Origin of the sequence: Microbacterium timonense, from assembly GCF_900292075.1 — a bacterium.
Taxonomy (GTDB): Bacteria; Actinomycetota; Actinomycetes; order Actinomycetales; family Microbacteriaceae; genus Microbacterium; species Microbacterium timonense.
In genome coordinates, this window is sequence record NZ_OLMV01000002.1 from 378,534 (window position 1) to 392,144 (window position 13,611).

Here is a 13,611-nt window from a genome sequence, read left to right on the forward strand (position 1 = left end):
CTCGGATGGCGGGGGCGACGCGCCCCGCGGCACCATTGTCGGCGCAGCCGGCCGATCAGCGCATCACGCGACTTCGGCCAAACGCTCGCCTGCCTCCACGCGCACCGCCAGGCGGTTGTTCGGCGGCGGCAGCGGGCACACGTAGTGGTCGCTGAAGGCGCACGGCGGCAGGTAGGCGCGGTTGAAGTCCACGACGACCGACCCGTCGGCGGCCGGCGCGTCGATCGGGAGGAAGCGGAACCGGTACGCGTCGACGTTGCTGGTGGCATCCGCGATGACGGCGCTGAGTTCGTCGGCGGGGTCGCCCGTCACCGTCAGTTCGACCCGCTCGTCTCCCACCTGAAGTACGACCGTGCCGACCGCGGGCTCTTCGCGCTCGAAGCCGTCCACGCTCTTGATGACGGTCACCTCACCGTCGGCGGCCGGTCGGAACACTCCCGGCAGCCTCCAGGCGTCGTCGTGGGGGAACGAGAGGATGCGGCGCAGCCGTGTGCGTCCCGGGGTCTCGGGGTCGAACACGCGCAGTGCCAGTGCGCCGTGCCGATCCATCGCCTTCAGACGCAGCCGTCCCACCTCGATGTGCCGGCCGGGAGCGAGCACCACCTCGTCGACCGGAGAGGCGGGCTCGTCTGCGCGGATCCCGCTGCCGACGACGTGGCCGTCGGCAGCGCGCCAGGTGCCGGGGGCACCGGCATAGGCTCGTGCCTCGCCGTCGAGCCAGTGCGTGTGGCGCAGCGCCGCGACGCCATGCTCGGAGGAGACGGCGCGCCAGCGCGCCTCGGTGACGGCATCGGTGGTGGGCGTCGAACTGGTCATGCAGGTCCTTCGGGGCGGGCAGGTGCGCGGTGATGGCGGCTCACGGCGGGGCGCGAGCGCACCCGTCCATCCCAACACGTCCCGATCCGGGACATTCCCGCGCCGGATGCGGAGGTGTCATACGGCGTCATCCGTGTTACCTTGTGGTTCTAGGTATGTGGCTCTGCTACGTATGTGGCACTTCTAGGTAGGAGGACGGCGTGAAGATCGGCAAAGACCTCGTCGCGGCGGCGGCGACGCCGCTCGTGCTGGGCATTCTCGCCGAGGGCGAGTCGTACGGGTACGCGATCCTGCAGCGCGTGGGAGAGCTGTCGGGCGGCGAGCTGGAATGGAGCGACGGCATGCTCTATCCGCTCCTGCACCGCCTGGAGCGACTCGGACATGTCGAATCGTCGTGGGGTGTCTCCTCCGGCGGGCGTCCCCGCAAGCACTACCGCCTCAGCAGCACCGGCCGTGCGGCGTTCGCCGAGCAGCGGCGGCAGTGGAGCGTCGTCAGCCGCGCCCTGCAGCAGGTGTGGTCCGATCGCGACGGCGGATCCGCCTTCGCGGGCGCACCGGTCATGGGAGGAGCCTGAGATGCGGGACCGTCTCGACCCCGCCATCGAGGACCAGATCAAGACCTGGCGCTCCTACGTCTCCCGCCGCGAGGCGATCGACGGTCCTGACGTCGACGAGCTCGAAGACCACCTGCGGGGCCAGATCGACCGACTCGTGGCATCCGGGCTCTCCGCCGATGAGGCCTTCCTCGTCGCGGTGAAGCGGCTCGGAGGACTCGACGACCTCTCCCGGGAATTCGCCCGCGAGCATTCCGACCGGCTCTGGAAACAGCTGATGTTCGCCGACGAGCCTCGTCCGTCACGCGCGGGCGGCCTCACGGCCGCCCTCGGGCTGGCCGTCGCGGCCGCGCTGGCGATCAAGGTGCCGGCGCTGTTCGGTCTCGGGTTCGGCGAGGATGCCGACGTCTACGCCCGTTTCGGAGCGCTCCTGGTCCTGCCCTTCCTGGCGGGGTATTTCCTGGTGCGCCGGCGCGCGTCCGTACGGACGGTGATCGCCGTGGCGGTCCCCTTCGTCCTCGCGGCCGTCGTGATGGCGGTCTACCCGTTCGCACCGGGCGGCGCCACGCTGATGCTGGCAGCCACTCACGTGGCCGTCGCGCTGTGGCTCGTGACGGGGATCGCGTACGTGGGCGGCAGAGTGACCTCCAGCCGAGCCCGTATGGACTTCATCCGGTTCACGGGCGAGTGGGTGGTGTATCTGGCCCTTATCGGACTCGGTGGCGCTGTGCTCATCGCCCTGACCGTGGGGGTCTTCTCGGCGATCGGCCTGGATGCCGGCTGGTTCGTCGAGGAGTGGATGGTGCCCTGCGGCATCGCCGGCGCCGTGGTGATCGCCGGCTGGCTCGTCGAGGCCAAGCAGAGCGTGATCGAGAACATCGCGCCGGTGCTGACGAAGCTCTTCACCCCGTTGTTCACGCTGCTGCTGCTCGCGTTCATCGTGGCCGGCTTCGTGCAGGGCGATCTCGTCAACGGCGGCGACACGACCACATTCGCCCAGCGCGACCTGCTGATCCTGTTCGACGTCGTGCTGATCGTCGTGGTGGGTCTGCTCCTCTACGCGATCTCGGCGCGCGAGCCGTCGGCGCCGCCGAGCTGGTTCGAGCGGCTGCAGTTGCTGATGGTCCTCGCGGCGCTCGTCGTCGACGTCATGGTGCTCATCGCGATGGTCGGCCGCATCGCCGAGTTCGGTGCCAGCCCCAACAAGCTCGCCTCGCTCGGGCTCAATGTCATCCTCCTCGCCAACCTGGCCGGTGCGGCCTGGCTGCAGCTGCGGTTCGCCATGCGGCGCACGACGTTCGAACGGCTGGAGCGGTGGCAGACCGGCTTCCTCCCGGTCTACCTGGCGTGGGCGACGGTCGTGGTGGTGGTCTTCCCCCCGGCATTCGCGTACGTGTGAGTGGCGGTGCGCGACAACGGCCATGCCGCCACCGTCTCGGTGAGGATGTCGTCCCACCGCGCGAGGAAGGTCGCCAGCCCGTAGTGGGCGAGGGCGTGCTCCCGCCCGCGGGCTCCGACCTCCCGCGCCCAATCGGGCTCATGCAGGAACGCGCGGACCGCAAGGCGCAGCTCGTCGACGTCGGTGGAGACGACGCCCGTCCCCGCCGCGACGGCCCGGACGGCTTCGGTCGTCGCCAGCGCGACCACCGGCATCCCGAGATGCATGGCCTCCAACAGCGACAGCCCGAGCGACGTCCACCTGAACGGATGCAGGTAGACCCGCCGGCGCGCGAGCTCCGAGTGGAGCCGGTCCGGGGGCAGGCTCTCCACCGGCTCGATCGCCGCGCGCCCGCCGAACACGCCCTGCAGCTTGCCCGCGTCGATCCCGAAGACGTCGACCGGCGCTTCGCGGGCGAACTCCGGGAGCAGATCCGTTCCGGTGGTGCGCCACCGCCGCGCCGGCTCGTTCACCACGACTCCGACCCGCTCCAGCTCGCCGGAGTACCTCTGTCCGGGATCGGGTACGCCGTGCTCGACCACGGCGGTCGGCGCGACGCCGTTGTCCCAGCTCAGCCGGTTGAAGTGCGTGACGTGGACGATCGGGATGTCACGGCGGTCGGCGAGCGGATGCCGCGTGGCGACCGCCGGCCCGCCGGGAGTGTTGTGCTCCAGGTAGAGGGCCGGGATGTCGCGCCCCGGCACGCGGCCGGTGAGCTGCTCCACGAGGGCGATCTCCTCGGGACGCTGCAGCACGACGACGTCGATGTGCTCCGCACGCAGGGCATCGAGGGGAACGGCGCGGGCGCGCTCCCAGCCCCAGCCGCTGACGCCGTCATCCTCTCCCGGCCGGACGCTTCGCACGGCGAGGACGTACTCGTGGCCGCCCCGCACGAAGGCATCGGTGTAGCCGCCATGGATCGGCCAGAGCAGGATCCGCACGTCAGCGCAGCTCAGTAGTCCTCGGGCGCCAGGTCGCCCTGGCCGCTCTCACCGAGTTCGGCCTCTTCCGGAGAGAGCCCCTGCGTGTCGGGCTGCAGCGCGTCGGGCACGATGTCGGCGCGCGGCACGTCCTCGTCATCCGACGGCAGGTGCGCCGGATCGTCGCCCGTGGCCGTTTCGATGTCGGGGTCCTCCCCCGCATCCAGGGCCGTCGCGCGGTCCCACTCCGCCTGGGCGGGATCGCGTGTCGGATCGGGCTCGATGGAGGTGTCCCGGTCCCGGAGGGGCTGGATGCCGGTCTGGCCGTCGGGGGCCTGCGGAACATCGGGGGGCAGGTTGTCTGACATGGTTCGTCCTTTCAGTCCTCGGGTCCGTTCAGTCCTCGGGTCCGTGCCCGGCGTGGAACCGGCTCTCATAGCGGCGCGCGGCCTCGTCCAGCAGCTGATCCTCCAGGCGGGCGATGGGGACCACCGCGCGCAGCAGGGGCTCGTTGTCGGGCCCGCGTCCGGTCTCGGTGCCGCTGAGCACCCAGGCGAATCGGTCGGGGTTCTTCTCGCTGAGCTCGCGGTACTGGCACACCTGGCGGGCGAGCCAGTCCTCGAACGGCCTCGTCCACCACGCCTGCGCATGCAGCGGGTTGACCGACAGTCCGGGGAGCGTCAGGCCGCTCTCGGTGTCGACGCTCCCGTCGCGGTCGGACGCCGGACCTTCGCTGTACCGGACATACAGCTTTCCGTAGCGGTGCACCGTGTCGGCCAGCTGCGCGAGCGAGCCGAGCGAGTCCGGCAGCGTCTCCGTGACGAACAGCGATCGCGATCGGGGCACCGCATGCACCGTCATGGCGTGGCTGAACCGTGGATCTCGCCCCGCCAGCCGCCGGTCTCCCGGCCGCGCTCTTCGATGAACTCCTTGAAGCGATCGAGGTCCTTCTTGGCGGCGTGCTCATCGATGCCGATCGCGGCACCGGCCTTCTCGGCGAACGTCTCGGGGAGCCAGGTCATCTCCAGCGTGACCCGGGTGTCCTCGCCCTCGCGGCGGAAGCTGACGCGCCCCGTGTGCATCTTGCCGTCTTCGCTGGCCCAGGAGACGTGATCGTCGGGAACCTGGTCGATGATGCTGGCGTCGAACTCGCGCTCCACGCCCCCGATGTTGACCACCCAGTGCGTGCGCCGGTCATCGAGCTGCGTGATGCTCTTGACGGACGACATGAACCGCGGGAACTCCTCGAACTGCGTCCACTGGTCGTAGACCGCGCGGATCGGGGCATCGACGTCGATCTCGGCAGTGACGGTGCTGGTTGCCATAGTGGTGACTCCTCTCCCTTGGAACAGCCACCGTACGAACGTCGCCGCGATACCGGCACGGGGGTTGACTCCTCGTGGGACCGCGGGTAATGCCGGAGGAACCTGCGCCATGTCGCCGTGCGGGCCTAGTCTCATGGCATGCACCGGTGGCGAGGGGCAGGCCAGTGAGCGCCGCGCGACCCTGGGTGCTGCACGTCGACCTCGACCAGTTCATCGCCGCGGTCGAGGTGCTGCGCAACCCCGAGCTGGCGGGCAGGCCCGTGATCGTGGGCGGCCGCGGCGATCCCACCGAGCGCGCCGTGGTCTCGACGGCATCGTATGAGGCCCGCCGGTTCGGCGTCGGCTCGGGGATGCCGCTGCGCATCGCCGCCCGAAAGATCCCGGATGCCGTCATCCTGCCCGTCGATGCTCCGGCCTACCTCGCGGCATCCGACGAGGTGATGACCACGCTGCGCGCGCAGCCGGGAGCGGTGGTGCAGGTGCTCGGCTGGGACGAGGCGTTCGTGGGCGTGAAGACCGAGGATCCCGAGGGCTACGCGCGGCGACTGCAGCAGGCGGTGCTGGAACGCACGCGGCTGCACTGCAGCATCGGAATCGGAGACACGCTGGTGCGCGCCAAGATCGCGACCGGATTCGGCAAGCCGCGAGGCGTTTTCCGCCTCACGGCGGAGAACTGGCGCGAGGTGATGGGCGACCGGCCCACCAAGGAGCTGTGGGGTGTCGGGTCCAAGGTGTCCAAACGACTCGCGCTGCTCGGCATTCACACCGTCGCCGAGCTCGCCGCGGCCGAGCCCGCCCTTCTCACCGGCGAGTTCGGCCCGAAGATGGGCCTCTGGTACCGGCAGCTCGGCCGCGGGGACGGCGCCACGGTCGTCGACGACACCCCGTGGGTGCCGCGGGGGCACAGCAAAGAGACCACGTTCCAGGCCGATATCGTCGATCCGTCCGAGGTCGAACGGGCGGCCAGGGCTCTGCTCGACCAGGTGCTCGACGAGGTGGCCACGGACGATCGCCCCGTCGTGGGCCTGGGCCTCAAGGTCCGGTACGCGCCGTTCGTCACCAAGACGTTCACGAAGAAGATCCCTGCGACCGCCGACCGCGATGCGGTGATCGAACGCGCGCTCGAGCTGGTGGCGAAGATCGAGCCGGGGCGGCCGATCCGGCTCCTCGGGGTCCGGGCCGAGATGGCGATGCCCGGCGACGCGCGCGAGGGCCACACGCCCACCCGAAGCGGGTGGTGATCCCGGAGCGGCCGTCGCTCCCGCCGCGGCGTCAGCGCAGGTCGGCGAGCGCGCGGTGCACCGAGGCCACGGCGCTGGAGCCTTCGCCCACAGCTGCCGCGACGCGCTTCATGGATCCTCGGCGCACGTCCCCGGCCGCGAACACCCGCGGGATCGAGGTCTCGAAAGGCAGCGGCTCACGCCCGAGGTCCTGCCACCTCTCCAGCGACTGCACCGAGACGTCGGTGCCGGTGCGGAGGAAGCCGTCCGCATCGCGGTCGAGGTCGGCGAGCCACGATGTCGCGGGCTCGGCGCCGATGAAGCAGAACAGGCCGCGTGCCGCGACATCGCCGACGGGATCGATGCGCACCCTCTCCAGGGTGGACTCTCCGTCCAGTCCCACGACCTGGGACCGGGTGTGCACGTCGATGCGGGAGTCCTCCATGAGACGGTCGACGAGGTACGACGACATCCGGCTGCCGAGGTCGGTTCCGCGCACGACGAGGTGGACGGGGCACCCGTTGGCGGCGAGGAAGAGCGACGCCTGCCCGGCCGAGTTCGCCCCGCCGACGACGACGACCGGCGATTCGCGCACCTGACGCAGCTCCAGCGGCGTGGCGGCGTAGAAGATGCCGGTGCCCTCGAAGTCGTTCCAGCGGTCGAGGTCCAGTGTGCGATACGCCGCGCCCGAGGTGACGATCGCGGTGCGCGCGCGGATCACGCGCCCGTCGGTGAGCGTGATGTCCAGGTGGTCTCCGACGGACCGGAGGTCGACCGCTTCGCACGGCGCGTAGACGCGCACTCCGAACTTCAGAGCCTGCAGCGACGCCTGTCCGATGAGATCCCCGCCGCTCACTCCGAACGGGAACCCGAGGAAGTTCTCGATGCGCGACGTCGCGGCCGCCTGTCCGCCCGGGGCCACGGCATCCAGCAGTACGGTGCTGAGGCCCTCGGAGGCGCCGTAGATCGCCGCGGCAAGGCCGGCCGGGCCGCCCCCGATGACCACCAGGTCCACCAGCTCGTCCGAGCGTGCCTGGTAGCTCAGCCCGAGACGCTCCGCGACAAGTCCCGGGGTGGCGCGACGCATCGGCTCGCCCTGCACGAACGCCACCGGCAGGTCGTCCAGGCCGATGTCGTGCTCCGCCAGCGTGCCGAGGTCGCCCGGTGCGAGTTCGATCGCGCTGTGGACCAGATCCACGCGCTCGGCGAAGCGCCGCAGCGCCAGGAACTCGCGGGACGAGCGAGAGCCGACCAGCTTGAGCGTGAGCGCCGCCGGCCCCCGTCGCAGCACCTCCCGCCGCGCCCACAGCGCGTGCAGGATCACGTCGCACAGCTCGTCATCCTCGGCCATCAGCAGGCGCAGCCGGGCGCGACTGACCCGCAGCATGCGGCCGGCCTTCGATGCCCGCGCCGAGAGGAAGGCGCCCTGGCCGTTGAGGAGGCCGAGCTCCCCGACGAAGCTGCGCGGACCCATCGTTCCGATGAGCGTCTCGCCGACCCAGCCGAACGCGACGCGCACGAGCTCCACCTCACCGCTGTCGACGAGGATGAGGTCGTAGTCGAGATCACCGGCGCGGAAGAGGTACTCTCCCGCGGCGACCTCCTCCGCCTCGCCGAACGCCAGCAGGCGCTCCCACTGCGCATCCGACAGAGCCGGCTTCATCATGCGCTCGATGTCGTACTGCTTCGCACTTCCCATGCGACCCTCCGTGTCAGTGGATCAGCTCGCGCCAGTCCGCGGGTACCCGCCCTGCGGGACCGGGGACGGGCTGGGTCTCCGGACGACACTGCGGGGGTGCCAGCGCCGGGCCCGAGAAGTCCTCCTGTGCGACATAATCCCAGAACCAATCCTCTCCCGGCTCGAAGCTGCGGACGTACCGGTGCCCGGTCTCGCGGAAGTGCAGCGTCGCGTGCTGGGCGGGCGACGTGTCGCAGCAGCCCACATGACCGCAGACCGCGCAGCGTCGCAGGTGCACCCACCACCCGCCGTGCGCGTCGCACTCGGCGCAGCCCTCCCCTGAGGGAGGGGCCGTCGGATCGATCTCGTCCAGGCTCATCCTGCCCGCCTCTCGTGCACGTGTCGTCGGTGAGATGCTAGCCGGGCCGGGGACGGCCGCAGCGACGGCGGCTCGTCAGCCCGCGGCGCGTTCACGTTCCGTCTCGCGGCCCTCCCGGCGCGCCGTGCTGAAGCGGCGCTGATACGCCGAGGGGCTGATCCCGAGCCGGCGCGCGAAGACACGGCGCAGGCTCTCGTAGCTGGGGAACCCCGCCCGCACCGCCGCTTGGGTGGCGGTGTGGCCCTGATCGAGCAGCGCCCGCGCGAGGTCGAACCGGATGCTCTCCACGTACCGCGCCGGAGTGGATGCGAGCTCATCGTGGAACAGCCGCGTCAGGTGACGCGTGCTCACATTGAGGCGCCTGCCCAGGGAGGCGAGCGAGTGGTCGCCCTGCGGATCAGTCGTGACGAGCTCGGCGACCTGCCGCACGATCGGCGACCGGGGCGGCGGACCCTCCAGCGGCGCGGAGAACTGCGACTGTCCTCCGGAGCGCTGCATGTAGACGACCATCTTGCGCGCGACATCCCGCGCGACGGCGGGGCCGTGGTCCTCCTCCACGAGCGCCAACGCCAGGTCGATGCCGGCGGTGATGCCCGCGGAGGTGTACGTCGTGCCGTCGCGCACGTAGATCGCATCAGGCTGGACCTCGCACGACGGACAGCGCGCGGCCAGCACGTCGGCCGCCTTCCAATGCGTCGTGGCCCTCTTGCCGTCGAGCAGTCCGGCGGCGGCGAGGATGAACGCCCCGGTGCAGATGGACGCGACACGGGATGCCTCCGCCGCGGGCGCGACCGCGGCATCCGCGAGCGCGCGAGGAACCTGCATGCTCGGATACACGTCGGCGCCGGGGACGATGAGAAGGTCAGGCCTCTGGTCGGCGATGGCGCCGTCGACCGCCATGCGGATGCCGAGGTTCGTGGTCACATCGGAGCCGCTGGGCGACGCGTAGACGATGTCGTATCGCGCGCCGAAGAGGTTCGCCTCTTTGAAGACCTCTGCCGGTCCGGCGACATCCAGCAGCGTCACGCCGTCATAGACGAGGAAGACGACCCGGCGCCTGGCACCCGGCCGGCCGTCGCGAGAGGTGGCGCTGTCGTTCACGGGCCATTCGTAACACAGATCCGCCACCGGAGTCCCGATACAAGGGGTTCTCGTCCGGAACCGTGCGGCGTCCTGCCCCGCAGCCGGCGGACCATGGGAGGACATCGGTGACGACGGAGGTGCAGCGACGATGTCAGAGCTCATCGCGGGGGTGACCCTGCCGCGCTCGAGCGCGGTCTCGGAAGCGGACCGGCTGGTTGCCGGAATGGTCAGCCCGACGCTCTACGACCATTCCCGCAGGGTGTACTACTTCAGCACGCTCCATGCCCGCCGGCTGGGGCTCGAGCCGGACGCCGAGCTCCTCTACCTTGCCGCGATCTTCCACGATTCGGGGCTCCTCACTCCCTTCTCGTCCACGCCGCAGCGGTTCGAGGTGGATGGCGCCGATCACGCACACGCGTTCCTGCTCTCCCACGGGTTCTCGCCGGCCGCCGCCGACACGGTGTGGACGGCGATCGCGCTGCACACCACTCCCGGCATCCCCGGTCGCATGGGACCCGAGATCGCGACCCTGTATCTCGGAGTCCTCACGGACGTGCTCGGGTTCGGTCTGAACGAGCTCGACCGCGGGAAGGTCGACGACATCGTGGCGGCGATCCCGCGGGGTGACTTCAAGAACGGCTTCCTGCAGGCTGTGGTCCAGGGCCTGCGGGACCGCCCCGACACCGCCAACGGCACCGTGAACTCCGACATCCTCGAGCACTACCTCCCTCACCTCCACCGCACCACCACCGTCGAGCGGGTGCTCGGCGCTCCGTGGGCGAGCTGAGCGGGCGGCGCGCGAGGAGATCCTCAGCCGGGGAAGTCCCGGCACCGACGAAAGGAACGCCATGAAGGCCATCACCGTCCGCGACCGCGCGGCAGGCATCGAAGACCTCACCGTCAGCGAGGTTCCCTACCCTCACGCGGCGGAGAACGACGTCGTCGTGCGGGTGCACGCCGCCGGGTTCACGCCGGGAGAGCTCACCTGGCCGGCCTCGTGGACCGACCGGGCCGGCCGCGACCGCACGCCCAGCATCCCGGGACACGAGCTGTCGGGCGTGGTCGTCGAACTGGGCTACGGCACGACCGGCCTCTCGATCGGCCAGCGGGTGTTCGGGTTCGCCGACTGGGCCCGGGACGGCTCCCTGGCTGAGTACGTCGCCGTCGAGGCCCGCAATCTGGCACCCCTCCCGGCCGACATCGACTTCACGGTCGGGGCGGCGCTGCCCATCTCGGGCCTCACCGCCTGGCAGGGACTGTTCGAGCACGGCCGGCTGACCGCCGGTCAGACCGTGCTCATCCACGGGGCCGCGGGCGGTGTCGGATCCCTCGCGGTGCAGCTCGCCCGCGAAGCCGGTGCGTTCGTCATCGGCACGGGGCGCGCCGCCGACCGGAAGGTCGCACTACAGGTGGGTGCCGACTCCTTCCTCGACCTCGGCTCGGATTCGCTGGCCGACGTGGGCTCGGTCGACGTGGTCTTCGACGTGATCGGCGGCGACATCCTGAGTCGGTCGGCCGCGCTGGTGCGCCCTGGCGGCGCGCTGGTGACGATCGCCGAGCCGCCGTCGGTCCTGCCCGAGAACGCGCGGGCGGTGTTCTTCGTCGTGGAACCCGACCGTGCCCAGCTCGCCGATCTCGCCCAGCGGGTGCGGTCGGGGCGGCTCACGCCTCTCATCAGCGGCACTCGTCGGCTCGAGGAGGTCGCGGACGCGTTCGCACGCCGTGTGCGCACCCCCGGCAAGACGATCATCCAGGTGGTGCCCGACTAGCCTCTCGCCGCCCGGCCTCAGTTGATGATCTCGCCGCGCTCGTGCTGCGCGAGCGCCGCCAGGCGATCCCGCCAGCCCTGAAGCGCCTCGGGCGTGAGCCGGGTCCAATCCGTCACCTCACCGACGATGCGCAGCGCAGAGGTGCTGTGGTACGAGCGGGTCGGGTTGCCGGGGAACTTCTTGTCGGTCACGTTCGGGTCGTCCTCGAACGGTCCGGTCGGTTCCACGAGATACACCCGGGGTTCGCCTGCGCCGGCCGCCAGCTCGGCGGCCAGTCCCGCCCCGTCGCGCAGCGCGGTGAAGTAGATGTGGTTCATCACGATCTCGGGCCGGTAGTTCGACCGGAAGCCTGGCGTGAGGAGGTCCCCCTCACGCAGGTCCGCTTTCGTGCCGTGGAAGAACGGCCCCTCGTCGAGTGGTTGCGTCACCCCGTCAGCCTAGGCCTGTTCCCGCGCTTCGCCGGGCTTGGCGCCCAGATCGCGATCACCGCCCTCGTCCGGGGACGGCGGTGGCGACGAGATACGACCGTGCTCGCGGTCGGCCGTGTCGGCCTGTGCGCCCTCGGACCCGCCTCGAATGTGCGGCAGCTCTCCTTCGCGCCCCTTCTCCGCGGCGGCGATGGCGTCGGCGGCGCGGACGAGACTGAGATGCGACAGGGCCTGCGGGATGTTCCCCATCTGGCGCGCCCGGCCGGGGTCGTACTCCTCGCTGAGCACGCCGACGTCGTTGACGAGCGTCGTGAGCCGGTCCATGAGCCGCCGGGCGTCGGCGACACGGCCGGACGCGGCGTATTGCTCCACGAGCCAGAAGGAGCACGCAAGGAACGGATGCTCCGCTCCGGGCAGACCGTCCACGCCACTGTCCGCCCGGTACCGCAGCAGCAGGCCATCGACGGTGAGGTCCTCTTCGATCGCGCGCACCGTGCCGATCATCTTCGGGTCGTCAGCCGGGATGAAGCCGATCTGCGGCAGCTGAAGGAGTGAAGCGTCGACGCGGCGGGTGGCGTAGTGCTGGACGAACGTGTTGCGCTCGCGGTCGTAGCCGCGTTCGAGGATCTCGTGGCGCACGGCGTCTCGAAGCTCGGCCCAGCGTCGCGGTTCCCCGGGAAGACCGAAATCCTTGACCGCACGGACGCCGCGATCGAACGCCGCCCACACCATCGCCCTCGAGTGGGTGAAGTGCTGTTCGGGCCCGCGGATCTCCCAGATGCCACGATCCGGCCGATGCCAGTTCTGCGCCAAGAAGTCCAGGAGCGCGCGCTGAAGGGGCCACGACGCGCGTGTCTCCTCGAGGCCCGCCAGCCGCGCCCCGTGCAGCGCCACCATGACCTCCCCGAACACGTCCCACTGGCGTTGCCGGTACGCCGCGTTGCCGATCCGCACCGGCGCAGCGCCGCCGTATCCACCCAGCTCCGCGAGCTCGTATTCGGGCAGGCGCCGCTCACCGCCCACGCCGTACATGATCTGCACGTCGGCCGGGTCACCGGCGATCGCTCGCAGCAGCCAGCCGCGCCACTCCTCCGCCTCGTCGCGGTAGCCGTGGGTGATCAGCACGCCGATCGTGAGCGCCGCATCGCGCAGCCACACGTAGCGGTAGTCCCAATTGCGGACACCGCCCTGCTGCTCCGGCAGGCTCGTCGTGACGGCCGCGACGATTCCGCCGGTGTCCTCGTGCGTCAGCGCGCGCAGGAGCAGCAGCGACCGCTGCACCTGCTCGTCGTACGGAGAGGGCGGTTCACTCCGGCCCGCCCAGTCCTGCCACCACGCGACGGTGTCGTGCAGCGCCGCGTCCACGTCGATGGGCTCCGGCGGCTGCCGGTACGACGGGTACCACGTGAGGACGAGATCGACGGTCTCCCCCTCGCCGACCGCGAAGGTGGCGCTGTGATGACGCCCGTCCGCCTGCAGGCGGGGACCGCGCAGGAGCACCGCGTCAGGACCGGCGGTGGCCAAGAGGGCGGAGCCGTCGCCGGACGGCACCTGCCGCACCCACGGCACCGCCGCGCTGTAGTCGAAGCGTATGCGGACTACCTGCTGGAAGCGGACCGCCCCTCGCAGACCCCGCACCCGGCGCACGAGGTTCGCGCGCCGGTCGTGCAGCGGCATGAACTCCACGACTTCCGCCTCGCCCGTCGCCGTGCGCCAGACGGTGCGCAGCACAAGCGTTCCGGGAAGGTACTCCCGCGAGGTGGCGACGACCTCGTCGTCGGGTGCGAGCGTCCAATGCCCCGCCTCCTCGGCGTCCAGCAGTGCCGCGAACATCGACGACGAGTCGAAGCGGGGCATGCACAACCAGTCGATCGAACCGTTGCGCGACACCAGCGCCGCGGTGTGCAGGTCGCCGACCATCGCGTAGTCCTCGATGGGTTTCGGGTACGACGTCACGCTCGTAACCTAGCCGCCGGCAGCGCTCACGCGCGCACGTGGACC

General features: G+C 70.7%; 15 protein-coding genes. 5 read left to right on the top strand and 10 right to left on the bottom strand.

Annotated elements, in window-relative coordinates; translation table 11 throughout:
- Positions 1-63: 63 nt before the first annotated feature.
- On the bottom strand, positions 64-816 hold the full coding sequence (locus C9992_RS07645) for a DUF1684 domain-containing protein (protein WP_106814988.1): 753 nt from the start codon (positions 814-816) through the stop codon (positions 64-66).
- 200 nt (positions 817-1,016) lie between these two features.
- Between C9992_RS07645 and C9992_RS07650 the strand changes: the two genes are divergently transcribed.
- Both C9992_RS07650 and C9992_RS07655 read left to right on the top strand, forming a co-directional pair.
- Positions 1,017-1,391: a PadR family transcriptional regulator gene (locus C9992_RS07650; RefSeq protein ID WP_106814989.1), complete on the top strand. Its 375-nt coding sequence runs from the start codon at positions 1,017-1,019 to the stop codon at positions 1,389-1,391.
- Between the two features lies 1 nt (position 1,392).
- A complete protein-coding gene (locus C9992_RS07655; protein ID WP_106814990.1) occupies positions 1,393-2,769 on the top strand; it encodes a permease prefix domain 1-containing protein in 1,377 nt (458 codons plus the stop codon).
- Here the strand turns inward: C9992_RS07655 and C9992_RS07660 are convergent.
- Genes C9992_RS07660 through C9992_RS07675 form a run of 4 tightly spaced genes read right to left on the bottom strand, consistent with a single transcriptional unit; the run spans position 2,709 to position 5,053 of the window.
- The gene (locus C9992_RS07660; RefSeq protein ID WP_106814991.1) at positions 2,709-3,749 is read right to left on the bottom strand and encodes a glycosyltransferase; all 1,041 of its coding nucleotides are present in this window, start codon (positions 3,747-3,749) and stop codon (positions 2,709-2,711) included. The genes C9992_RS07655 and C9992_RS07660 overlap by 61 nt on opposite strands.
- 11 nt (positions 3,750-3,760) lie before the next feature.
- The gene (locus C9992_RS07665) at positions 3,761-4,096 is read right to left on the bottom strand and encodes a sugar ABC transporter ATPase (protein WP_106814992.1); all 336 of its coding nucleotides are present in this window, start codon (positions 4,094-4,096) and stop codon (positions 3,761-3,763) included.
- Positions 4,097-4,124: 28 nt separating this feature from the next.
- Positions 4,125-4,574, bottom strand: coding sequence for a DUF6098 family protein (locus C9992_RS07670; protein WP_235008107.1), 450 nt, complete (start codon positions 4,572-4,574; stop codon positions 4,125-4,127).
- Between the two features lie 11 nt (positions 4,575-4,585).
- Positions 4,586-5,053: an SRPBCC family protein gene (locus C9992_RS07675; protein ID WP_106814994.1), complete on the bottom strand. Its 468-nt coding sequence runs from the start codon at positions 5,051-5,053 to the stop codon at positions 4,586-4,588.
- Positions 5,054-5,238: 185 nt separating this feature from the next.
- Between C9992_RS07675 and C9992_RS07680 the strand changes: the two genes are divergently transcribed.
- Complete coding sequence (locus C9992_RS07680) at positions 5,239-6,294, top strand: DNA polymerase IV (RefSeq protein ID WP_106815317.1); 1,056 nt, start codon at positions 5,239-5,241, stop codon at positions 6,292-6,294.
- Between the two features lie 31 nt (positions 6,295-6,325).
- Here C9992_RS07680 and C9992_RS07685 read toward each other — a convergent pair whose 3' ends face one another.
- The 3 genes from C9992_RS07685 to C9992_RS07695 form a co-directional block, all read right to left on the bottom strand.
- The gene (locus tag C9992_RS07685; RefSeq protein ID WP_106814995.1) at positions 6,326-7,972 is read right to left on the bottom strand and encodes an FAD-dependent oxidoreductase; all 1,647 of its coding nucleotides are present in this window, start codon (positions 7,970-7,972) and stop codon (positions 6,326-6,328) included.
- Positions 7,973-7,985: 13 nt separating this feature from the next.
- Positions 7,986-8,330: a UBP-type zinc finger domain-containing protein gene (locus C9992_RS07690; RefSeq protein ID WP_106814996.1), complete on the bottom strand. Its 345-nt coding sequence runs from the start codon at positions 8,328-8,330 to the stop codon at positions 7,986-7,988.
- Positions 8,331-8,405: 75 nt separating this feature from the next.
- On the bottom strand, positions 8,406-9,431 hold the full coding sequence (locus tag C9992_RS07695) for a GlxA family transcriptional regulator (protein WP_235008109.1): 1,026 nt from the start codon (positions 9,429-9,431) through the stop codon (positions 8,406-8,408).
- A gap of 130 nt (positions 9,432-9,561) precedes the next feature.
- Between C9992_RS07695 and C9992_RS07700 the strand changes: the two genes are divergently transcribed.
- Both C9992_RS07700 and C9992_RS07705 read left to right on the top strand, forming a co-directional pair.
- Complete coding sequence (locus C9992_RS07700; protein ID WP_106814998.1) at positions 9,562-10,200, top strand: HD domain-containing protein; 639 nt, start codon at positions 9,562-9,564, stop codon at positions 10,198-10,200.
- Positions 10,201-10,261: 61 nt separating this feature from the next.
- Positions 10,262-11,182, top strand: a complete 921-nt coding sequence (locus C9992_RS07705; RefSeq protein ID WP_106814999.1) for an NADP-dependent oxidoreductase — start codon at positions 10,262-10,264, stop codon at positions 11,180-11,182.
- Positions 11,183-11,199: 17 nt separating this feature from the next.
- Here C9992_RS07705 and arr read toward each other — a convergent pair whose 3' ends face one another.
- Positions 11,200-11,610: an NAD(+)--rifampin ADP-ribosyltransferase gene (gene arr, locus C9992_RS07710; protein WP_106815000.1), complete on the bottom strand. Its 411-nt coding sequence runs from the start codon at positions 11,608-11,610 to the stop codon at positions 11,200-11,202.
- Between the two features lie 9 nt (positions 11,611-11,619).
- Positions 11,620-13,566, bottom strand: coding sequence for a glycoside hydrolase family 15 protein (locus C9992_RS07715; RefSeq protein WP_268807171.1), 1,947 nt, complete (start codon positions 13,564-13,566; stop codon positions 11,620-11,622).
- Between the last annotated feature and the right edge of the window lie 45 nt (positions 13,567-13,611).